Genomic DNA, 22,805 nt, shown 5'->3' with positions numbered 1-22,805 from the left:
TTTTTAAATAGCTCGTTAAGCCCCCTTGCGGACAATGATCCCTCGTCCTTCAAGTTGCTTTATTGCTGCAACTTTCTGCTCTTCAGTGATATTTGTTGGCCATACAACTGCATAATCTGCTAGCATTGCACCGCGAGCAATAATTACTCCTTTACTATTTTCCTTTGCGTTTACATCGCTTGCTATCACTCCTATCGCCGTTTGTGTCCCATCTGTGGCAGTTGGATTGATTATCTTAACCATGCTATCTTTATCAAGAGCCACTACTGTACCAAGCTTTAGGTTCTGCCCTTTTGCTACTGTTATCTGATCTCTTGAATATAGACTTGATGCCTCATACTTTAATAAGTCACCCAGATTATTTTGTTCGCTTATACAACTCATAAATTTCTCTCCTTAACTGCTTACCGCCGCTTTTATCAATGCTATATACGGCGGTTATAAAAATACTTTAACTCCTACGACTTTTCGCTACCTGCATCATCAATTCTTCTCCTGAATTCTGTGGTATTGCACTCAGTATCTCTGTCTTCTTCGTTCTCTCTGCAAGTAATTCCATTAAAACTTCCCTGGCTTGCTCAACACTTACGCTTTGCTCAATAAATTCTCCTATCTTTTCTGGCATTCGTGATAGATTACATAACCGTATTAATTCAAGTACTTCAGTACGATACTTAGTTAAATTGTCAGTTTCTAGGTCATTTGTAGTTTGTTCATTCATAGTAATACTCCTGTTTTTATTAATAGATGAAAGAATTGTAATTCCATCTGCAAGGCCATTATCCACAGCGTTCTTGCCAAAATATAGCCCTGCTTCAGTTGATTCGATTCTTTCCGTGGAAAGATTTCTGTTTCGTGGTACAAGCTGGACAAACATCTCATATAGGCGATCTACTTCTTTTTGCAAGCTTTCCAGACTTTCAGACGTCATTGGCTCATGCGGGTTTAAATCATTCTTTCGACTACCAGCAAAGATTGTGGTGTACTTGATACCTTGTTTTTCATCAAATTTACTTTGATCTGTATGACTTACTATTACCCCTATGCTCCCTACTCCTGAGGTTCTGCTCACAAATACCTTTTCAGCGCTAGAGGCTATAGCGTACGCAGCAGAATATGCATCATCATTTGCTATCGCTATTATCCTCTTTTTTCCTCTTGATTCATAAATAAAGTCAGCTAGGTCAAATACTCCATTTACTTCTCCTCCGGGGCTATCTATGTCCAGTAAAATAGTCTCTATACTACTATCTGCTAATTCTTGCTTTACTTGCGCTTCTATTTGCTCATATGATGTCATCCCGAGCATTTCATCAAATGCACCTGGTTTTTTCGTCAAGATTCCATGTATTGGTATAATTGCAGTTCTTTCTACGTTACTTTTGATGGAGTGCTTGAGATTTTTGAAAATTGGCTGTTTTTCTTTGTATAGCGATAGTAGCTCAAAACTCCTTGGCTCAAGCATTAATGGTTTTCCTAAGAGCATCATAACCCTTTACAATCAGAGTCAAACATTAAGTTGAGACTATTGGCGCGTTTATTATCCTCTGCTATTTCTTGGTCAATTTCTTCTACATCGTAACCCATTTCTGATACTACTTCTGCTCGACTTTTGAAGCCATTTCTTACCGCCATCTGTTGTGCTTGCTGGTCTTTCAGTGGATCCACCCAATCAAATCCCTGTGGTATCCATTTTACTTCTTCTTTCGCTGCTTTTACTACTTTTTCATCTATACTCAGTTCTCCACAAAGCACTGCTAATTCTAGCCATCTACTCCATACTGGTCTGCAAAATTGAAATACCATAATGTTGTGTTGCAGCATAGCACATCGACGACGAAACTCTATCAGCCCTGCTCGAATGGATGAATAATTAACTCCCGTTAAATCTCCTTTTAGCTGCTCATATGTTATCCCTGTGCCTATTGCTATTGCCCTCAGCTGCTGTCTCATAAACGCTTCATAACTTCCTCCAACATCAGATGGCTCTGAAAATTTTATGTCCTCTCCTGGGTCTAAAAGTTGCATTGTTCCAGGTTCTAGGCCAGATAGTGCTACTCCTTGCTCATTTGCTTCGCCTTCTCCTAAAATATTTGCTTCAGGATCGAGTCTCGTAATAAATCCAGCAAACATTGCTGCAGTTTTCTTTCTCACCAGCTCTGCATCATCGTATTGATCAAGTTCATAAAGCTTTAGCAGTATACTTGAAAGCCATGGTTCCCCTCTAACTTGCCCAGGTCTTAGTGGTCTATAAATATGTAAAACATCATTTGCTGGCACTCTCACTGATTCGCCAAACGAGCCTTCTCCTGGATATTCTCTAAATAAGTAATATGCCTCTCTTTGCCCAAGCCTGTTAAACTCAATCCCGTTTCTTATTACATTACCATTTCCTAAAGTTTGATTTGTTTTATTATCTAAATGTTCAGACTCAAGTACTTGCAGTTGTAATGGCACAGAAAATCTATCTTCCAGCTTTCTCGTTCTTAAACGTACAAAACATTCTCCTCCCTCTATCATACTTCTGCATACTAAAGCTTGTAATCCATAAAAATCACTTACTCCACAGCTATCTGCTTCGTCTGTCCATTTCAGCCATAATTCTTGTACTTTCTTTCGAAATTCTCCATCTCTTGCTTTTGATTGTGGTTTTATTCCTGTTCCAATAGAGTTACTTACTATTGTATCAATTATATTTGCTGCATATGGATTTTTTCTTACCATGTCACGTGATCGACTACGCAAAGTTTCAAGGCTTTGAGACAGCAAATTGTTTATACTTCCTGACTCTGGTTGAAAGTGAAAAAATCTTCTTCCTGAGCCTGACGCATCCCAGGCTGAACTTTTGATTTTTGGCTTGTTGAATAATTGTTTGAAGGTTTTTAGTAGCATTTATAAAATTCCTTTACTCGTTGAAAAAATAATCTTTCTTTTGGCTACGGTTTTGAGTTCAGCTTTAATACGTTGTCTTAAGCTTAGTAGATCCTTTATCTGAACTTCAGCATATCTCACAACATGATCACCATATGCAATTGATACTACTCGTTCTCCGTTTTGCAGCTTCTTTATCGCTTCTTCGACTTGAACTAAATACTCTTCGTTATACATTTTCCAACCACTTACTCTGTCTTACTTTTTTAGGCTTTTTACTTTCCATTTTTCCACTCAAACTATTCCATTTACTCTCTGGCCAACGATCAATTCCAAGCGCAATAGATGCTGCTCTTGCATAAATTCGGCAATCTAGTACTTCATTTCTTTCTCTTACCTTTTGCCACTCCTGTTTGGTGTATCCTTTTACTACCTTGCTAACTAATTGCTCTGCCGTTAGCTGCTTAAAATAGTCAGGTGCATACTCGGGAAAATGACAATACCCTGCTGGCACTTTCTCTTCTTCTTTTAAAACATTAAGTAATTGAAAAAGTTCTGACTTTAATATTGATACTCCTACTGGCCAGAGCTTTATTCCTCTTTTCAGCTTTTGACCACCAACTGTTATATCTACTCTACTTGGGCTGTTAAGCGGCACTAGCGCTTTGTTTGCCCCTTTCACTGCCATTACTCTTCCAGACCCTTGATGACCTCTTACCCAATTGTACACCTCCTGTGTTGCATACCCAGCATCTACTGCCATCATACTTATCATGTATTCAAGCCCATTTTCACCGATAAAATGATGATTCAAGAGCTCTGAAAGTTTTTCCCATACTTCTCCACTGCCAGTATCACCTTCTAATACCTGGTAGTCTATTGACCAATTTTCTCGGTTTCTTCCCCATGCTACAATTTCTGCCTCTAAACGATCTTTTTGTACATCAACCCCCGCCGTTAACACTATTTTTCCACCTTTTGGCACCGTACCTATCGGAAAATTTTCTCGACGCTCAAATAGTTGCTTCCAGTCTGGTACTTCTCCTTTGTCTACCCAGGTTTCTCCGAGTGTTGTATTTATCCAAACTTTCAGTAATTGTTCATTTTCCTTTGCATGCAGATAATCTTCCACTGCTTGTTTCCAGCTATACCAACCAACTGGGCTATACAAGCTCGATAAATGAAACCCTATTTTTGCCTCTTTTTTTCCCTCCTCCCTAGTTGCTCTCCATTCACCTCTAGCTAGCATCTCTGTTTTCTGATGATTTTTTATTTCTCCCCTACACTCTATGCAAACGTAGTGGGCTGTTGAGGGATCTTTATCTTTCCACTTTATCTGTGGCCATTTCAGCACCTGATAGTGATCACAATGTAGACAAGGTACAAAAAAGTATCGTTTGTCTGAACTCTCAAATTCTTTTTCTATTCTGCTTATTCCATGAATCGTCGGTGTTGAAACTAAAAAGATTTTTCGCCGCGTAAAAGTATTAGTTCGGGCTATGCTGAGTAAAACTGGATCTCCTTCTCCTCCTGAATCTCCTGGATATGCATCTACTTCATCAAGAAAAAGATATTTTACCGGCATTGAACGCAAACCCACTGGACTATTTGCTCCAGTTACTACTACCGTTCCTCCCGGAAATTCCTTACTTTGTACAGTGTTGCCTGAATCTCTTGACCTTGGATCTTTTATTTTACTCCTTAAACATGGCGTATCTTCAATGAGCGGCGCAAATCTTCCCTTTGACCAACGCTTGCCCATTTCAACTGTCGGCTGTACTACCAGCATTGGTCCTGGTGTTTGGTCGATTATATATCCTATCCAGTTATTCCCAGCTTCTGTTCCGCCAATTTGTGCTCCTTTCATGAATACCACTTTTTCAGCCGGTGAAGACGAAGATAGTGAATCCATTATTTCTCTGAGGTATGGCGTTCTCTCTGTTCTCCATTTTCCTGGTTCTGATGATGCTATCGTTGAAAGTTGACGATTTCTATCTGCCCACTCTGATACTTTTAGCGGTAGATCTGGCCTTAATCCTGCATAGAAACTACTACTATAGATCATTTGCTGCAATTGTTGTACTTTTAAGGGAAAATGGTATTTTTTGTCTGCACGCTGATGCCTTACTTAAAATCAGTATTGCAACTAATATGTTTATTAAACCTATCAAGTGCTTCCTTAGTATCATTGAAATGTATTTTCCACTAACTCTTCCAACGCAGTTCTGATTTCCTCAGTTAATGTTTCATGGATCTTCTCTGTGTCATTTATCGATGCTAGTAACGCTGAAACCCTATCTGGAATGTTAAGCAAATTATTACGGACAACTCTCGCAACATTAAATGCTTCAGTCTTTACTTCTTCTACTGAGATAAGTTCACCAATCTCAGCTTTTGCTTTTGCCTCGAGCAGTTTTCCCCGCTCCATCTCGTTTTTAATTCGGGTTTTAAGCAACATCGTTGAAAGATCATTATTTCCTCTTTTTTCCCCTTCTTCTCCACCTTTTCTCCTCAGTGGTTGACTTGGATCTCTAATTGCTTCTATTGCTCTATTTGCTTGTTCTCGGTCAATTAATCCATCTTTCAGCTCAACTATTCCTTTCTTCACTAAATAACAGACATATTGCTTGGCAAACCCTTGTTCCCTTGCCCATTCTGTCTGCGTGATTTTTCCTCCTTCCACTTTTTTCTCCCTTCTTTTACCGTTTTTCTTCTTGAATTTGGGCAAAGGTTTTGCCAGTATTGGAAAGTATCGCTTCTCTTCCCGTGTATACTTGCCAACGTTTTATGGTCACATCTACAAACGTAGGATCTAGCTCTATGGTCCTGCATATTCTTCCTGTCCTCTCACAGGCAATCAATGTACTTCCAGAACCACTAAATGGATCAAGAACTATGTCCCCTGGTCTACTGCTGTTTACTATCGCTCTCTCCATTAACTCCACTGGTTTCATCGTTGGATGTAGTGAGTTGTACGTTGGCTTGTCGTGAAACCAGAGATCACTCTGATTGCGTCCTCCATGCCACTCACGTTTATTGCCGTTTTTCCACCCGTAGAGTATTGCTTCGTATTGTCTTTGATAATCAGACCTTCCGAGCGTAAAATGATTCTTTGCCCAAATGATGAACGTTGACCAACGACCACCTGCTTCTTCAAATACTTTTTGCAAGGTCGAAAGCTCAGATGATGATGCACAGATGTAAATTGCCCCTTTGGTGTATGCTAAAACGTGAGAACAAATGTCATACAGAAAAAGTTCGTATTTTTCACCTTGGTCATCGTTTAGTATTTTTTTGTCTTCTCTCTCTTGACTGTCACCATATGCTACGTTATACGGAGGGTCACACACGGTAATATCTGCCATCTTATCGTCTAATACTGCTTTAAACGATTCAACCAGACAACTATCGCCACAGTAGATTCGATGACCACCTAAAATCCACAGATCCCCTGGTTTTGTTATTTTTACCTTACCGGCTAAGTCGGAAAAATCTTCTTTTTCACTGTTTTCTCCATCTAAATCATCAAGAAAACGTTGAACTTTTTCTAGCTCAAATCCGGTCATTTTGAGGTCAAACTGCAAATCTTCTAACTCTTGAATTTCCAACTTCAAAAGATCATCGTCCCACTTTGCCCAGTTAGCTGATTGATTGGCTAGTAACCGAAAAGCTTTGGTTTGGGCTTCACTTAAGTTATCACTGAGCACCACTGGAATACTCTCCATACCCAGTTTTCTTGCTGCTTTAAGCCTTAAATGACCATCAACCACAGTGCCATCGCTTTTTGCAACTATCGGAATACGAAAACCAAATTCCCTGATTGAAGCACACATTCTGTTTACTACATCGTCATTCTTGCGAGGGTTGCGCTCATATTCGACAAGATTTTCAATAGGATAGTAGTGTGTTGCTAAGTTCATATTAGTGTATTAAATTGCTATGTTTAAATTCTTAATAACTAATTAAAAAGTTAATAATCAAAATACGTCTGACGCTAGAGAGGGACCGGGCTTTTCGCCACCAAAGCAGCCTAGCTGGCGGGAAGGACCCACATTTTACCCCGTTTCTATATTATTAAAATCGTTACTTATAGTGGAATTAGTATTAAAACTCATTATGTAAAATATTAATACCACAGAAAACTCATTATGTAAAACATCAATGCCAAAGCATCCCCCTCATTATCATCTTGAGGAATAAACCCTTTTCCCTTTACAGCTTCAATAACTTCACCCTTACTGGCATTGCCTTTGCCTGCTATGAAACGTTTTATCGTCTTCACCGGAACACCTTTGTATGGTATATGATGCTTTTCACACCAAGTAGCTAAAACGGCAAAGAAACCACCATAACAATGCGCAGCATCAGTTCCAAGGTGTCTTCTTACCTCCTCAAAGTACACTGCAGAAATGTCTTTCAAGGAATTAAGCCAATTACTAAAACTTAAAAAGCACATGCCACCTCCGCTGAAACGGCTAGAGTGAAAACTCTCACTGGCACTTTGGATTACTCCATCTGTAAGAATTGCCCAACCGGTTTGCTTGCCGAGGTCAAGTGTTAGGATTGACATTTGCTATTATTTAAAACTATGAGTAGCACTGGTTCCTAAATATCGTTTGGTTCTGTCAAAATGTACTATCAAAAAGCGGTTTATAGTTTTTTTATTGGCCAACAACGGAAATCCAAGAATCATGTGCTACCCCTAAGAAGTATGTGGGTCGAGGTTGTCTACGTTATAGTAGCTCTTTCAACCACCTCTTAACAGATATATACTAGAAATGAGGTCAGAAATTTGATTTGCACTAAAATTTTTTTGTTTTAGTTGATCTTAAGTTATTTCTTCCAAAAAGTTGATATGAGCTAGATTTGAAAAAACAATAAGTCGTTTGAAAGAATTGAAAATAACTTAACTTCTCAATGACGCAACTCACCAAAAGCCCACCTCAGATAATTGCTTTACACTTTAGACCAGCGTTTATTTGAGTTTTATCAGCATAAAAAAAAGATGAGAGTAAGAGCCTTCTGAAGCCTGTTAAACTTATGGTAGAAGTAAAGCTATTGCAAAAATATCAAGTGAGTTTTCTAAATAAGACCTTCATATAAATTTTTTCTTTACAATGAATGAAAATGATGTTAAACTTATATATAAGTTTACTTGCACCAATAGAATCATTAGGAATACCTTTTATTTGCCTTTTAAAAGATGTTACAAGCGTTAAAGGATATTTCTATCCCAGAGTTACAAAATCGTTTTAAAACGCAATTATGGACCTTTTGGTTTTCACCTCCTTTATCGGATATTTTTATTATAGGTTGTAGTAAGAGGGAAACGAACAGAGATATTGTATACAACTTTCTTCTATGTATCAATGGCTCTGCGTCTAAAAATTTGTCACTTAAAGCAGAAGGTGCTATATATGCAGTACATGGCTAAGGAAGTATATGAACAACAAATCACTAGATTATAATGAAATTTTGTTCTATGAAACAGATGACGGAAAGGTATGTATTGAAGTTAGATTTGAAAATGAAAATCTATGGCTTACTCAGAAACATATGGCTGAGTTATTTGACTGTTCAATTGATAATATTTCATTGCACTTAAAGAACATTTATCTATGTAAAGAACTAGACAAAAATTCAACTACCGAGAAATCCTCGATAGTTCAAAAAGAGGGAGAAAGAGAGGTAAAACGTGATGTAGTTTTCTACAATTTGGAGGCTGTGATATCGGTTGGTTATCGTGTTAATTCAGAGCGTGGTACTGCTTTTCGTACATGGGCAACTGATAAACTAAAGAAGTATATTTTCAAAGGTTTTGTGATTGATAGCAATAGATTTAAAAATGGCTCTAAATTTGACACTCGATTTTTTGATGAGTTACTTGAAGAAATTAGAGAAATTCGTGCAAGTGAGCGTGTGGCTTATCAGAAAATCACAGATATTTATGCAACTTCAGTAGACTATGCAAGTTGTTCATCTGAAACGAAAAATTTCTTTGCTGTAGTACAGAACAAATTGCATTTTGCTATTACTGGAAATACAGCGGCAGAAATTATTGCAAACAGAGTGGATGGAGGTAAACCTAATATGGGCTTAACAAATTGGCGTAAGGCACCTAAGGGAAAAATCTTTCTTTCTGACACGCAAGTAGCAAAAAACTATTTAGATAAAAATGAAATTGCTCAGCTAAACAGGATAGTAAATATGTATATAGATTATGCAGAGTTTCAAGCTGCCAGAGGTAAAATAATGTATATGAAGGATTGGAAAGAGAAACTTGATGCATTTTTAAAATTTAATGAGCAAGATATATTGCAGAGTTATGGCAAAGTCTCTCATGAAGTAGCAATTACCTTAGCTACAAAAGAATATGAGATATTTAGAAAAACACAGGACAAGTCATACAAGTCAGATTTTGATAAATTGATAGAAGAAAAGAAAAGTCTTGATCAAAAAAGTGTAAAAGCTTAGGGCTAAATCTCATAAAAGTAAAGAAATCAGGAGGAGGTAAAAATTATAGAATCGCTTTATATTGTTTCTTCCGAGCATTTATAGCATTTCTCATAATAGTCCGAACAGGTCATAGGAAGGCAGAATCAACAGCACGACGAAAGGATTCGAATAGAGGAATGTTTTTCCTGGCTCTGTTTTTTATAGCAAACCAATGATGCTCAATTTTGTTGAAATCTGGAGAATAAGGCGGCAGATACAAAATTTCTGCACCAACCCCTTTAGCAAGCTCGATAATCTTATCAGACTTATGAAAAGTAGCATTGTCAAGAATGACAGTCTGTCCAGGTTCCAAGATCGGTGTCAAAAATTGCTCAAACCATCCATTAAAAACATCCATATTACAGTGGCCTTCAAAGGTTAACGGAACAACTATCTTTCTTCCACTTAAGGCTGCAACCATACTGATTCGTTGAGTTTTCTTTCCAGATTTTAAGGCATAAAACCGCTGTCCTTTCTGGCAATATCCGTAGGGGTAGTCTTCGGTGTTATCAATGCCAGACTCATCTATATACACTAAGTTTTTAGGTTCTTTTGTCGCTATAATTTTCAAAAATTCAGCACGTTTTTCTTCGTTTCTTTCCTTGTATCCATATGTCTTTTTTTGCGCGTAAATCCAATTTTTTTAAGGGCCCGATAGATCGTTTGGATACTAACGTTGTTCCAAAGTTTAGCCATTTCCGATAGAGTCTTTCCTCCGTGTTCTCTGGCAAATTTGGCAAAGGTATCCCAGTCGGTAATTTTGTGATTGTAACCCCCATTTCCAAGTTTTTTTGATTGAAAGTCTCCTGTTTCTTTTCTTCTTTGCTGCCACTCCCATAAAGTAGTTCGTCCAATCTTAAATCTTGCTGCCACTGTTTCTCTGCTTTCTCCTTCGTCTAGCGCTTCCATTGCTTTTTTTCTTAAATCATAACTATATGCTGCTGGCATTCAACCTCCTTATCATCATCTATCCTTATCCTATCACATCCGGACTTTTATGGAAAGAGCTATAACTGCTGAACAAGCACGCGATGCAATTAGAGGTACCTCTGCCCTTGTTAATGGTGTTAGATGCTCATACGCTTTTTGGCCAATAGAAAATACAGCTAGGCTAGAAATCTTTAAGGCAGTAGGAGAAACACCAAGACAGAATGCTTTGTTTCATGGGGCAGTTGTGAAGGCCAATGGTTTAGCTGACCGCACTGTAAGAACTTACCTAAGAAATCAGGAAACAGGGCTACTAGAAGATATAACAACACAACTAACAGTTAAAAATGTTAGTGAAAAAGACCTTAAAATATGTCTTACTGATACAATTACACGATCTGCTGCTTCAGGACATCCATTTACTCACACAGGAAGCACAGGAGTATATAAGCAACGGCATAGACTACCTGAAGTTTTTCACAGCATGGGAAGGGATAGACTAGAGCGTATGGTACAGGAACTTTTACAGGTAAAGCAGTTAGTTAAAGTGATGTCTACAGGTTCAAAAGAGGATAAGTGGCTTGACATTCCAACTGGACCATTTGCTTGTGGTATAGGAAAATTCACTCCTGGAGCTGAAGATTTTAGCTATAGGCAAAATTTAATGTTAGGATAAGTCTTTTTTATGGGTAAAAATATTTTAGAGTTTACCCAGTTTTCTCTATTGCCCTTTCAATCTATAGCTACTATCAATTTACATCCACTCAACTAAAACGCTAATCTTAGCACTCAATATAATTTTCAACTAAAGATAGGTAGAATATATAAGAAATAGCACCGCCAATGATTGTATTACATTCCTAATTCCTAGGTTCCTAAATCAGTAATTAGAAATCAGGAATCTAAATTCTGCGTGAGAGCTAGCTTTTTTACCTACGTTCCTAAAAGCGTTCCTAGAAACTACATGTCTAAAATCAGCCAGTGAGGCGGATTCTAGCTTCCTAAAACCCTTATATATTATATATATATAATAGTAATAAATAATAATAGATAATATAAAATAATAGTAAAACACAAATAGAGTACAATAACTTAAACAGCAAAAAAAAAGAAGTCCAGAAAGGCTGCCACAAAACATTATTAAGATATTTACATTTAATGAAAGATACAATTAGCGCGGTTTTAAAACGATTCTACGACTTCAGGGTATAATTATACCACCAAGACCTAAGTTACTCATATAGGGTAGCTTAAAACTCGATTACGAGGCATTTCTAAATTATTTTTTACTTTAAACTTTTACTTGTTATAAAAAAACCCCTACTTTAGTTTATCACGTTTTTTATTCGTTGTAAAATATTTTTTCAAAATAATAAGCCAGATGAACGGCAAAGTAGTCGTCAACTGATGTTTGAATTACGTATGCTATTCCATCAAAATGTGTCGATAAAATCGATAACTGCTGGCATATGATTGATTACGAATCACAGAGGCTTGTAAACAAAGATTATGGTCAGAGGCTAGATGCAGAACGTTCTCGTAGACACGATACTATTTTGCAATTGATTTATGAGGAAGCACGTAAAAGAGGAAAGGTATATACAATTCTGTCAGGTGTTTGAAAATAAGGCAGGTCTTGGTAGTCAGCATTCTATCCGTAACCGCATTGATGTACTTGCTGCAAAAGGTTACATTAAATTCAACAGAGAAGGTAAAAATGCTGCAAGAACCAAATACGGGATACTTTGTGTTGCAGGTATGGAAAAAAGAACTACAAAATTTGACAGCCAACTAAACAAGAATGTTACAGTTTTGACTCCTGCAACAATGTTGCAATAAACTTTGGTCCGCTTTTCCACTGTGTGTGAAAGAGTCTGGCAGCTCTTTTACTCGAAACACGATATGCACGTCTTCATGGTTAATCTCAATTCGCTTAACTAATGTTCTAATGATATCACGTCTAGTTAGCCAATCTGCGTTATCAAGACTTGAGTTAACGCTAGAAGAAAACTCTTCTAAAGTAGTCACCACTAGAGTTAAGTCTTGTTCAAGTCTTTTTTGATCAAATATCTTTTTCTTTTGCTCTCCGATCATTTGTAAGGTTTATTTCATTGCTTTAATTCTTGGTTTAAACTCTTCTTCATTGATGTATCCTTGAGTATAGCCATCAATAAGCCTTGCAATGCCACAGTTTAATTGATCTTCTTTTTTCTCAAGAAAGTCACTTTTTTGATCTAATGGTGATTTTTTAATCTCTGAAAGTCTACGCTTGTATTCTTCTAATATCCGAGTAGGATTTTTCAATAGGTATTTTACCTCTTCCCATACAGCCACGTCTAATACATCTGTACGAATCATTCTATTATTACACATTTTATTGCCACCAAAGTGACCTCGCTCCGTACCAGTACAACGATAATATGTTCGACGAGCGCTAGAGCAAGTGCTAATACCATGATATCCATAATGACAAAGCTGACATACTGTTAAACCTTGCAACAAGTAATTTGCTCCCATTCGTCTTGTCCTAGCTATTCTTTTATTTTCAGTTAGCTGTTCTTGAACTATATCAAATAAATCTTCGTTTATAATATTAGGTACAGGAATATAAATCCAATTTTCTTTATCAGTACGAAAAGTAGAATAATTGTCTTTCAGTTGCTCACAAGAGCGTTTCTGTGGTCTTACGTGTTTTAATTTTACTCCTAGCTTTTTTTTACCGAATGCTGCTTGTCCTTTATAAGCAGGATTTTGTAATAGACGACAGACTACACTCCTATCCCAATACCTTTTTCCTGTTCGTGTTACGATGGACATAGCTCTTAATCTATGACATACTTCTCCAATGCTTACTCTTCCCCTTCCCACCCAAAAAAACATTTTACGAATGACTTCAGCTTCCTCTTCATTAATTTCAAAAAAGGCTTGTCCTCCTCCTATATGCTTATTTATATAACGATAGCCATAAGGAGCTCCACTCATTACATTTATACTGCCTTTATTGGCTGCGTGAATCTTGCCTCTACGACTTCGTTCCATAATTTTTGCACGTTCATATTCTGCTATCATACCCTGTATTTGTAATAGTAATTGAGATTCTGGATTATCGTCAATTTGACAATTCAAGAAAACTGTTTCTACACCCAATTTCTTAAATTCATCAACTAATAACATTTGATGTACATATTTGCGAGCCAAACGATCAGGAGAATGAATATAAACCTTATTAATATTACCTTCTGCTATTTGATCTCTTAATTTTTCTAAACTAGGACGTATTATATCAGAGCCACTATAACCATTATCAATAAATTTATATTCACTTAGTAATTTATGTCCATCAGCACTAATCTTATTCTCTATAGCAGTAATTTGGCTTGCTATTGTATCTCCTTGCACTTGTTTTCCTGAAGAAACTCTCGCGTACAGACTAACAGTTATCATTGCTCCCCCTTAAATTGATTCTATTGTTACATTCAAAAATTTTCTCCTTTTGGCTCCCATTTACTTGTTTATTTAATGCTAGTTTTTTATATGCATCTAATAAGTACAATTCTGCTAACCGATTAGGTTCATAACTATAGCTAACACGAACAGTTAGTTTCTTTTTTCCCATGAGCTTTCCTTGAAAATATATAAATATGTTCATATATCACTCATCGAAACAGATGGTCAGTTGATCGTTGGTTCTATAAGTGAAAACAACTCCTCGTTCTTTGAGTAGAAGCTGCCGGGAAATTATTTTTTTTAGTTTTATGTTTGTTGCAACATTGTTGCAGGGGTATATGAGAAAATTTTACCTACTGATTATAAATCACCGGAGTATGGGGATATTGTTCCAGAAGAAAATCCAAATGTTTGGGTTTATAATGATCAAATTTTAGACATCTAAACTTTTTTATCAAAATCCTTTACTACTTAAATATTTCAGTTTTGGCCAATTTTGTTCAGATTTTGCTCAGTCTACGAAGTCAGAATTTGTTAATAATTAAAAAAAATACTAGATTTTCAATAGTTTAAGAGCATCTTTAGATTTTGAGACTGCAGTCTGAACAAGAGGGCAAGATGGTAGGAATATAGAGGACTTTGTTCGATTTTCAGTTTTCAAAATAACCCCTATTATTATATAATAATAATAAGTAGTATGACTTTAAAACATACTACTCTGTTCGTTTCCCTTTTACTTACAATAATAATAAGCTATGGATATGTGTAAAGCTCTCTTTCAAAGTTATCTGATAAAAGAAATGAAAGACAAATAAAAACAAATGGCCCATAATTGCGTTTTAAGACGATTCTATGATCTGAGATACCACCCTGACCTAACTAACACTTGTAACACCCTTTAAAAGGCAAATAAAAGGTATTCCTAATGATTCCATTGGTGCAAACAAACTTACACATAAGTTTAACGTCATTTTTATTAATTGTAAAGAAAAAATTTGTATGAAGGTCTTATTTAGAAAACTCACTTGATATTTTTCAGCTCATATACACCTCTTTCAAACTATCTGGCAAAAGAAACGAAAGATATAGCTCTTTCCATAAAAGTCCGGATGTGATAGGATAAGGATAGATGATGATAAGGAGGTTGAATGCCAGCAGCATATAGTTATGATTTAAGAAAAAAAGCAATGGAAGCGCTAGACGAAGGAGAAAGCAGAGAAACAGTGGCAGCAAGATTTAAGATTGGACGAACTACTTTATGGGAGTGGCAGCAAAGAAGAAAAGAAACAGGAGACTTTCAATCAAAAAAACTTGGAAATGGGGGTTACAATCACAAAATTACCGACTGGGATACCTTTGCCAAATTTGCCAGAGAACACGGAGGAAAGACTCTATCGGAAATGGCTAAACTTTGGAACAACGTTAGTATCCAAACGATCTATCGAGCCCTTAAAAAAATTGGATTTACGCGCAAAAAAAGACATATGGATACAAGGAAAGAAACGAAGAAAAACGTGCTGAATTTTTGAAAATTATAGCGACAAAAGAACCTAAAAACTTAGTGTATATAGATGAGTCTGGCATTGATAACACCGAAGACTACCCCTACGGATATTGCCAGAAAGGACAGCGGTTTTATGCCTTAAAATCTGGAAAGAAAACTCAACGAATCAGTATGGTTGCAGCCTTAAGTGGAAGAAAGATAGTTGTTCCGTTAACCTTTGAAGGCCACTGTAATATGGATGTTTTTAATGGATGGTTTGAGCAATTTTTGACACCGATCTTGGAACCTGGACAGACTGTCATTCTTGACAATGCTACTTTTCATAAGTCTGATAAGATTATCGAGCTTGCTAAAGGGGTTGGTGCAGAAATTTTGTATCTGCCGCCTTATTCTCCAGATTTCAACAAAATTGAGCATCATTGGTTTGCTATAAAAAACAGAGCCAGGAAAAACATTCCTCTATTCGAATCCTTTCGTCGTGCTGTTGATTCTGCCTTCCTATGACCTGTTCGGACTATTATGAGAAATGCTATAACTCACTTTTTCCTATTCCTCCAAGACCACCGATAACAACCATTTGTGATATTGCCGTTAGTTTGCCAGTACTTTCATGCAATTTACCATATATTTCTTGCAATTCGCTGTCCCTCCCAACAAACATCTCAACTGGATATACCATATTAAACTGAATAGGCTTCTCTATCTGCTTGTTATTCTGTGTTGTTGCAACTGCATGTATTTTATGCAGTGTTTTACTATCCTTACGCTGTTGTTTTGCTATTTTACCTATTTCTTTATTCCCTTTCTCTACTTCTTGTCTTATCTCACTTAAAGTACTAGCACACATCTCTACTTTTCGGAAAAGCTCTTCGCCTTCTTTATGTGAAAGGAAACGTCCTTCTCTATCCTTCATCCAACTCCACATTTTCATAAAAAGCGCGTTGTAAGCAGTTTCGTCATTACCAAAGTAGTTGAACTTTTCGATCAATTTGTTACTTATCTCATTTTTGATTAATCCTTCCAGTTCAGCATGGTTAGGTAAATTAACTGCAAACACCAATTTATCTGGAAATTCCTCTATTTTCTTATTTATTTCTCCATCGCTAACTTGTCCACCTACCTCACCCTTTATAAAATCCATATTCTCTTGCAAGTGTGAGATAATACTATTATCAAATTTATATCTTACACTACTGCCTATATTCAGAAACTCATCTTCTGTGTTCATTCTTGTAAATGAAATTCCCTTATCTGCTAGACTTTCAAAGTCAAAACCGACATTTGTGGCAATAACAAAATCTTCTATTTCACCCTCGAACTTTCCTCTACTTTTGATTTTTAAATAAGCAACAAGATATTTTACTAAGCTGAATTCACTACTTTTTCGCCATGTTAATAAGTCACCTATGCTGATTTTTCTGTGTCCATCTTGCTTGTGCTTGATTTGTATGAATCTATGTGTTATTCTTCTGTTTTGTTCATACCGAAGAATAATATCACCAAAACCTTCAGCTAACTCCATTTCCGTAGCCAAGAGGAAAGGACACTTTTTATCCATCGCACGTTCGAGAAAGAATATGAGCCACAATTTTTGATAGGTAATACCATGGTAAAAGCGTTTTACCTCTCCAGCAGGATAACCTTAGGGCACCTTATCTAACTTTTCACTCAAAATTGAATTCACCACATCAGGGCTGGCTTTTCCTTTGGTAAGTTTCATAACTTCGCCGACAAAGAATCCGTATAACTTTGTTTTACCGCTTTTGTATTCTTGAACTTTATCTTGGTTGTTATTGATGATTTTGTCGATAACTTCTGCTATTTGACCTTTATCTGTGATCTGTTTTAGGTCCTGCTCTTTTATAATTAAAGATGCAGGTTTGCCAGTTTCAAACATACTATCGAATACTTGTTTGCCAAGTTTAGCAGAGATCGTTCCATCAACGATAAAATCTAAGAGTTCGGACAAAGCATCCGCTTTGATTGGAGAGCTCGCAATATCAATACCTGCTTTATTTAAACGACCAAAAAGCTCTACAGTTAACCAGGTAACCGCGAGCTTTGAATCATGTTTTTTTATTAACTCCTCAAAATAATCAGCAATTGCTTTATCGGAAGTAATGACGTTTGCATCGTATTCGTTGATACCCAATTCCTCAATGTATCGCAGCTTTTTTTGATCTGGCAACTCGGGCAAAGATGATTTAATAGAATCGATTTTATCCTGGCTTACCTCAACAGGTAATAAATCAGGCTCAGGGAAGTATCTATAGTCGCTTGCATCTTCTTTGTTTCGCATCACTTTTGTTTTTCCCGAAGCAACATCAAACAATAAGGTATCTTGACTTATTTCTTCCCCACTTTCTAAAATTTCAATTTGTCTTTGTATTTCATAGTCTATAGCTTGCACAATATAACGTATCGAGTTCAGATTTTTTATCTCACAACGAGTGCCAAATGTGCTACTGCCTTTTAGGCGGACAGAAACATTTGCATCACAACGAAGTGATCCCTTTTCCATATCACCATCACACGAACCAATATAACGCAAAATCTGCCTCAATCTTTTCATGCATTCTGCAGCTTCCGCAGATGAACGGAGATCTGGTTCTGAAACAATTTCCATTAAAGCAACCCCTGCACGATTTAAATCTACATAAGTTCTGCTTTCCTCATGAACGCTCTTTCCTGCATCTTGCTCTAAATGAATTCTCGCGATTCTTATTTCTTTTTCATTATCGTTGATAAATACTCTACCATTTTTAACTATTGGCTCAAAAAACTGGGTTATCTGGTACCCTTGCGGTAAATCAGGATAAAAATAATTTTTCCGATCAAAGTAAGAATACTTATTAATTTCTGCAGAAAGTGCAAGACCAGTGCGTATTGCTTGCTCTATGCAGTAATAATTTAGTATTGGCAGCGTACCTGGCATTGCCGCATCAACTAGAGAAACTTGAGTGTTATGCTCAGCACCAAATTCCGTTGATGAGCTAGAAAATAGCTTCGTATTAGAAGAAACTTGAGCGTGTACCTCAAGCCCAATTACCGCTTCCCAATCCTCTTTCGTCATGTATTTTATTTAAATGATAATCTTAATATTCTGCAAAATTAGCACAAAAAGTCAAAACAAAACTCATGTTAGCTAAGTGGTATGCAGATTGTTCTACCCATAGAAACAGATTAAATGCAAAACTTACTTGACACCCTTCGCCAGCCCCTTTATCATGAAACTGAAGCTATTTATTTATCTTCTCTGTACAGATTAAATGACAAAAAAACTCAATGTATTTGGCGTCTCATGTTTAATTTTTTGCACTATGTGCACCTTATGTCTTTATCAAATTTCTGGGTTTTTACCTACACAAGCTGAAATACGCTTATAAGTAGTTTAAGACAGTATAGTACGCCAATTTGCAGGATTAGAGAGTGACAACTAGCTAATACGGGATTTCTTTTGCCTTTTTTTCTGCTTAGTAAATTTCTTAAACATTCAAACTAAGGTGAGTTGCATTTAAAAGCAGCTAAATTGCAGTGTTTAAGACTTAAAAAACGCCAATACTGAAAATAGACAACGACTAGGGCTTCTTTTGCCTTTTTTTTTATTTGGTAAGTTTCTTAAATATTTATAGCTAAACGATAACCGTCATCCCGCTACTTGTTAGCGGCCGAGATACCGCGAATGAATCGCGGTATGACGTAGGATTGCTGTCATTCCAGTGCCAAGCACTGGGATCCAGCCTTTATTATGCAGTCACTTGGTTGAAATTAAGTCTTCTGGATCCCAGTGTCAGCTACTTGGATGACACCATTCTTTTTCCTGGATTCCAGTGTCTGGGCACTGGAATGACATCCTCCCTTGTGGAGATTGCTCTCAAATCACAATGTTCGTACAGCTATGCAAACACAAAGGTGTCATTCCAGCGCGTGACGCTGGAATCCAGTTGAGCTATTTCAACAAAAATACTGCATTTTGAGATGAACGTTTATTCTCACCAGACTTATTTACAAGTATAACAATTAAAGTCTGGATTCCAGTGTCAAGCACTGGAATGACATCATAGGGGCACTGCCCTTTTGGATGGAAACCAGTGTCAGCTACTTAGATGATACCTTTTTCTACTTAGTTTGGGTTATGCAAGAAGTCTATTGCATTCCTGAGCAATTTGATTCATTATTCTTTTTGTAAAAAATTTTCTTAACTTTCTCTCCACTTTTTTGGTAAGGTCACTTTAAAGGAAGTCTAATAGATGCTACATAGAAATCCAGATGAGTTTCTAAAGTCTATTCCAAAAGATAAGCGCATAATGTGCCTTGACATGGGAGAAAAGCAAATAGGCATAGCATTTAGCGATAAAACACAGCTCATAGCCACAGCTCATAGCATATATCACAGAAAAAATATGAGCAAAGATTTAGGTTATCTGCATAGAATATTCAAAGAAAATGAATCTGGATCAATGGTAATAGGACTACCATTAAAAATGGACGAGCAAGAAACTAAATGGTGTAAAACTATAATCCAATTCGCAAATAAAATAATAAAAAAATATAAAGTAAATATATACTTACAAGACGAAAGCTTCTCAACATCTATCGCAACTCATACACTAAAAATTACTGGAATATCAATCACAAAATCGAAAAAAATAGATGATAAAATCTCCGCATGTATTATTTTGCAACGAACGTTAGACAAGATAAATACAATCAAATAGTTTTTCCAGATCTGGAAATCTTCAAACTGAATCCCATATAAAAGTTACTCAACAAAACAAGAACCTTTCGTATAAGCATGACAAATTGCTACAGCAAGAGCGTCAGCAGCATGGTGGCATTTTATACTCAAATTTTTAACTATTTGCTTCACCATAAATATAATCTGATCCTTATCAGCATGGCCATTTCCGGTAATGCTTTTTTTTACATAGTTTGCATCATATTCATTCATAGTTAGCTTTGTTATTTTTAACGCTAAAATTACAACCCCTCTTGCATATCCTAAAGTTAGTGAAGATTTAGGATTTTTATTAACAAAAATTTTCTCCACCGCAGCTTCATTAGGAGAGTATAGGGAAATTACTTTCTTTAATTGTTCAAAAATTATATGTAGGCGTTCACCTGTACCCAATTTACCATCAGTTGATATGGTACCGCCGCCCAAAAATTCAATATTATTTTTTTCGTTCAGGCTGATAATGGCCCACCCAGTCTTGCTTATTCCTGGATCTAGACCTATTATTTTAACCACTTAATAAACGCTTAACCAATAGACAAACAAAAATAAAAATATCCAGACTACATCTACAAAGTGCCAATACCAGGAGGCAAACTCAAAGCACAAATGGTCCTGAAGTGTAAATTGGCCTTTCCGTGCTCTAAATAAACACACTGATAAAAATATTATTCCTATTATAACGTGTGCGCAGTGAAAACCGGTAATCATATAAAAATTGGATGTATAAATAAGCTTTTCTCCTGTTTCTTGTAGAGAAAAACTCGCTTCATGATACTCTATTGCTTGCACTATTATAAAAAAAACTCCAAGCAATATAGTTATGGACAGCATTTTAATCATGCTCTTTTTATCATTTTTAAGTAAAGAGTGATTTGCCCAAGTAATTGTTGTACCAGAAAGCAATAATATTAACGTATTCATGAACGGTAGTGACCACGGATCAGGTGGCAAAATTCCCTCAGGGGGCCATTCAACTTTTTTTGCAGGAGAAAACCCCTCAAATAAAAAAACTGGATCAAGCCAGGCTTTAAAGAATGAACAAAAGAACACTATAAAAAATACGACCTCCGAGAGAATAAATAAGTACATTGCAAATTTGAGTCCATGTTTTACAATGGCAGTGTGACATTTGTCATAAATGGCCTCCCTTATTACATCTCTCCACCAATAAAACAGCACCCCTGATACTGCAAAGATTCCCAAAACTAAACAAAACACTCCGAAAATTTGTTTATGAAGCGCGCCAACTAATCCAAGTGCAAGAATAAGAATTGCTGCTGATATAGCAATTGGCCAAGGGCTTGGATCCACTAAATGAAAATCATGTTCTTTACTTTTCATAGCATTTTAAAAAATACTTATTAAGGATACAAATTAGCTTAAAATTGTCAATGTTCCTTAGGAAATTGATTGAATCTTGAAAAATTATATGCACCGTTCAAAAAATCTAACACAAATTGTGCAGTTATTCTAAACAACTCAAGCATTCTGCTCTTTTCATTTTCTCTTGCTTTGCTGCAATATCCATCAACAATATTTTCTAAAATAATGCATCCAGACTTTACTGAATCACTGTAACAAAAATCAAACCAATCCCTATATCTATTATTTTTCTTGAATCTATTTTTCATGCTATCAACGACAGTCTCGTATATAAACATGCAAGAATACAAAACCGTCATAGCCTCATAGGTATTACTATACGAGATGGATAAAAGGAAATTAGTGAAATTAAAACACTCAAGAGATTTCTTTCCGCAACTTATACCGTACATAGTAAAGTAGTAGTCATATAGCATTCTATTAACAGTCACTACTCTTTGGGCTACTTCAGCAAGCGAGATAATACTACTATAATCTTCCATTCTGGATGCAGTAATTAAGGTGGTACGAATATAATCACCTAAGAACAACGTCTTTTGTTGAGCATAGAATTTGAAGTTCTCTATATTTAGGGTGTTATTCGCTAACTCAACATTAAAAGAATGCTCAATTATATCCTTTAAAAGATTTGACCCGTAACAGCTCCTAATTATGCCACTGAACACTGTAGTTACCGATAAAAGATCAAGTTAACGTAAATAATCCGCTGTTAATATTCTTTGCTAGACATATTAGAGTAATACATCTCATCCCAGAATATTACCTCAAGTTCTAATCCGTTACGAAAAAACTCGAGCATCTTTTTCTTCTCCTTATTACTAGATTCTCTATACAGCTTATTCACAATCTCAGTTATAGTATCAGCTATGTTATCCACTATATTAGCATTATAGAGATCAATCCATTTTTTATACTTATTGTCTGAAGGAACGCTATCTTTTACCGTATGTTGAAAGGTAATCTGACACATACCAAAACATGGATAAAAAGCTGCCAAGCCTTCAGCTACTGAATTATGGTATGCAGCACGCATGAAGAAATCAATAAAGGCAGAACTAGATTTCGATCTTTTGTGGTTATCGGATGAGTTACATTCTGTAAACTGCTCCTCACATAGACTTCGCATACCGAATATTTTACGAGCTATAAAGGTTAATTTATCCATTATTTCAATATCATTAGCTCTAGCTGCAATAATTAAAAAAGCACGAGTGCAATCCACTAAACATAAAAAAGTCTGTTGAACGTAGAACTTGAACTTCTTATAACTTAATTTGCCATTCATCAATTCAACATAGAAAGGATGTTCTTCTATTCTATCAACAAGATCAGATGATTCTTTTATAGCTACGCTACAGAATTCTTCTTTTATGTCATTATACATTACACGAACCTCACAATAAAAACTGAATATAATAATTATCACTAATATAGTATAAT

General features: G+C 36.2%; 23 protein-coding genes and 1 pseudogene. 7 read left to right on the top strand and 17 right to left on the bottom strand.

The features are described 5' to 3' along the window. Positions 1–15 precede the first annotated feature (15 nt). From AAGD93_RS01715 to AAGD93_RS01680, 8 genes are all read right to left on the bottom strand, one after another. The gene (locus AAGD93_RS01715; protein WP_341819662.1) at positions 16–384 is read right to left on the bottom strand and encodes a head decoration protein; all 369 of its coding nucleotides are present in this window, start codon (positions 382–384) and stop codon (positions 16–18) included. Between the two features lie 67 nt (positions 385–451). Then, positions 452–1,486: a S49 family peptidase gene (locus AAGD93_RS01710; RefSeq protein WP_341819887.1), complete on the bottom strand. Its 1,035-nt coding sequence runs from the start codon at positions 1,484–1,486 to the stop codon at positions 452–454. Next, a complete protein-coding gene (locus AAGD93_RS01705) occupies positions 1,486–2,892 on the bottom strand; it encodes a phage portal protein (RefSeq protein ID WP_341819661.1) in 1,407 nt (468 codons plus the stop codon). The genes AAGD93_RS01710 and AAGD93_RS01705 overlap by 1 nt, the downstream gene beginning before the upstream one ends. Continuing rightward, positions 2,893–3,108 carry a gpW family head-tail joining protein gene (locus tag AAGD93_RS01700; protein WP_341817101.1) on the bottom strand — a complete coding sequence of 72 codons (216 nt, stop codon included), beginning with the start codon at positions 3,106–3,108 and terminating at the stop codon, positions 2,893–2,895. It abuts the gene before it with no gap. After that, positions 3,101–4,936, bottom strand: coding sequence for a phage terminase large subunit family protein (locus tag AAGD93_RS01695; RefSeq protein WP_341819660.1), 1,836 nt, complete (start codon positions 4,934–4,936; stop codon positions 3,101–3,103). Before AAGD93_RS01695 ends, AAGD93_RS01700 begins: the two co-directional genes overlap by 8 nt. Positions 4,937–5,056: 120 nt before the next feature. Continuing rightward, positions 5,057–5,554 (bottom strand): hypothetical protein, encoded by a 498-nt coding sequence (locus AAGD93_RS01690; RefSeq protein WP_341819886.1) that lies wholly within the window; start codon positions 5,552–5,554, stop codon positions 5,057–5,059. 16 nt (positions 5,555–5,570) lie between these two features. Further along, the gene (locus AAGD93_RS01685) at positions 5,571–6,791 is read right to left on the bottom strand and encodes a DNA modification methylase (RefSeq protein WP_341819659.1); all 1,221 of its coding nucleotides are present in this window, start codon (positions 6,789–6,791) and stop codon (positions 5,571–5,573) included. 206 nt (positions 6,792–6,997) lie between these two features. Then, positions 6,998–7,441, bottom strand: coding sequence for a Holliday junction resolvase (locus tag AAGD93_RS01680; protein ID WP_341819658.1), 444 nt, complete (start codon positions 7,439–7,441; stop codon positions 6,998–7,000). Between the two features lie 872 nt (positions 7,442–8,313). Between AAGD93_RS01680 and AAGD93_RS01675 the strand changes: the two genes are divergently transcribed. Beyond that, positions 8,314–9,345 carry a virulence RhuM family protein gene (locus AAGD93_RS01675; RefSeq protein WP_341819657.1) on the top strand — a complete coding sequence of 344 codons (1,032 nt, stop codon included), beginning with the start codon at positions 8,314–8,316 and terminating at the stop codon, positions 9,343–9,345. 109 nt (positions 9,346–9,454) lie between these two features. On the opposite strand, the gene AAGD93_RS01670 is transcribed toward AAGD93_RS01675, so the two are convergent. After that, a protein-coding gene (locus tag AAGD93_RS01670) for an IS630 family transposase (RefSeq protein WP_264705388.1) occupies positions 9,455–10,314 on the bottom strand; the annotation gives its coding sequence in 2 pieces (ribosomal slippage) (positions 9,455–9,990 and positions 9,990–10,314; 861 coding nt in all). 61 nt (positions 10,315–10,375) lie between these two features. Between AAGD93_RS01670 and AAGD93_RS01665 the strand changes: the two are divergent. The 3 genes and pseudogenes from AAGD93_RS01665 to AAGD93_RS01655 all read left to right on the top strand — a co-directional run. Beyond that, positions 10,376–10,969 (top strand): annotated as a pseudogene (locus AAGD93_RS01665) (hypothetical protein); the annotation flags it as partial. Positions 10,970–11,762: 793 nt separating this feature from the next. Continuing rightward, positions 11,763–11,915 carry a hypothetical protein gene (locus tag AAGD93_RS01660; RefSeq protein WP_341819656.1) on the top strand — a complete coding sequence of 51 codons (153 nt, stop codon included), beginning with the start codon at positions 11,763–11,765 and terminating at the stop codon, positions 11,913–11,915. Continuing rightward, entirely contained in the window at positions 11,908–12,132 is a 225-nt protein-coding gene (locus AAGD93_RS01655; RefSeq protein ID WP_341819655.1) for a hypothetical protein, read from the top strand. Before AAGD93_RS01660 ends, AAGD93_RS01655 begins: the two co-directional genes overlap by 8 nt. A gap of 264 nt (positions 12,133–12,396) precedes the next feature. On the opposite strand, the gene AAGD93_RS01650 is transcribed toward AAGD93_RS01655, so the two are convergent. After that, positions 12,397–13,737, bottom strand: a complete 1,341-nt coding sequence (locus AAGD93_RS01650; protein ID WP_341819654.1) for a recombinase family protein — start codon at positions 13,735–13,737, stop codon at positions 12,397–12,399. Further along, complete coding sequence (locus AAGD93_RS01645) at positions 13,724–13,942, bottom strand: hypothetical protein (protein WP_341819653.1); 219 nt, start codon at positions 13,940–13,942, stop codon at positions 13,724–13,726. The genes AAGD93_RS01650 and AAGD93_RS01645 overlap by 14 nt, the downstream gene beginning before the upstream one ends. A 946-nt stretch (positions 13,943–14,888) precedes the next feature. Between AAGD93_RS01645 and AAGD93_RS01640 the strand changes: the two genes are divergently transcribed. Then, positions 14,889–15,748, top strand: a protein-coding gene (locus AAGD93_RS01640; RefSeq protein WP_264705388.1) for an IS630 family transposase whose coding sequence is annotated in 2 segments (ribosomal slippage) — positions 14,889–15,213 and positions 15,213–15,748 — 861 coding nt in all. Because the reading frame shifts where the segments join, the coding sequence is not laid out codon by codon here. Between the two features lie 25 nt (positions 15,749–15,773). Here AAGD93_RS01640 and AAGD93_RS01635 read toward each other — a convergent pair. Beyond that, a complete protein-coding gene (locus tag AAGD93_RS01635; RefSeq protein ID WP_341819652.1) occupies positions 15,774–16,802 on the bottom strand; it encodes a hypothetical protein in 1,029 nt (342 codons plus the stop codon). Between the two features lie 84 nt (positions 16,803–16,886). Continuing rightward, the gene (gene gatB, locus AAGD93_RS01630) at positions 16,887–18,317 is read right to left on the bottom strand and encodes an Asp-tRNA(Asn)/Glu-tRNA(Gln) amidotransferase subunit GatB (RefSeq protein WP_341819651.1); all 1,431 of its coding nucleotides are present in this window, start codon (positions 18,315–18,317) and stop codon (positions 16,887–16,889) included. A gap of 689 nt (positions 18,318–19,006) precedes the next feature. Between gatB and AAGD93_RS01625 the strand changes: the two genes are divergently transcribed. Then, entirely contained in the window at positions 19,007–19,192 is a 186-nt protein-coding gene (locus AAGD93_RS01625) for a hypothetical protein (protein ID WP_138264918.1), read from the top strand. Positions 19,193–19,494: 302 nt separating this feature from the next. Then, positions 19,495–19,962: a Holliday junction resolvase RuvX gene (ruvX, locus tag AAGD93_RS01620; RefSeq protein ID WP_010082183.1), complete on the top strand. Its 468-nt coding sequence runs from the start codon at positions 19,495–19,497 to the stop codon at positions 19,960–19,962. Positions 19,963–20,006: 44 nt separating this feature from the next. Here the strand turns inward: ruvX and ruvC are convergent, their stop codons facing one another. The 4 genes from ruvC to AAGD93_RS01600 are packed head-to-tail and all read right to left on the bottom strand — an operon-like array spanning position 20,007 to position 22,749. After that, entirely contained in the window at positions 20,007–20,495 is a 489-nt protein-coding gene (ruvC, locus tag AAGD93_RS01615; RefSeq protein WP_038199503.1) for a crossover junction endodeoxyribonuclease RuvC, read from the bottom strand. Then, positions 20,496–21,323, bottom strand: coding sequence for a cytochrome c oxidase subunit 3 (locus tag AAGD93_RS01610; protein WP_341819650.1), 828 nt, complete (start codon positions 21,321–21,323; stop codon positions 20,496–20,498). A 47-nt stretch (positions 21,324–21,370) separates the two neighbouring features. Beyond that, positions 21,371–22,030 carry a TenA family transcriptional regulator gene (locus AAGD93_RS01605; RefSeq protein WP_341819649.1) on the bottom strand — a complete coding sequence of 220 codons (660 nt, stop codon included), beginning with the start codon at positions 22,028–22,030 and terminating at the stop codon, positions 21,371–21,373. 44 nt (positions 22,031–22,074) lie between these two features. Beyond that, a complete protein-coding gene (locus tag AAGD93_RS01600; protein WP_341819648.1) occupies positions 22,075–22,749 on the bottom strand; it encodes a TenA family protein in 675 nt (224 codons plus the stop codon). Positions 22,750–22,805: the final 56 nt, after the last annotated feature.

This window comes from Wolbachia endosymbiont (group A) of Brachyopa scutellaris (assembly GCF_964026995.1).
Lineage (GTDB): Bacteria > Pseudomonadota > Alphaproteobacteria > Rickettsiales > Anaplasmataceae > Wolbachia > Wolbachia pipientis.
This window is presented reverse-complemented; position numbering and strand designations above follow the sequence as displayed.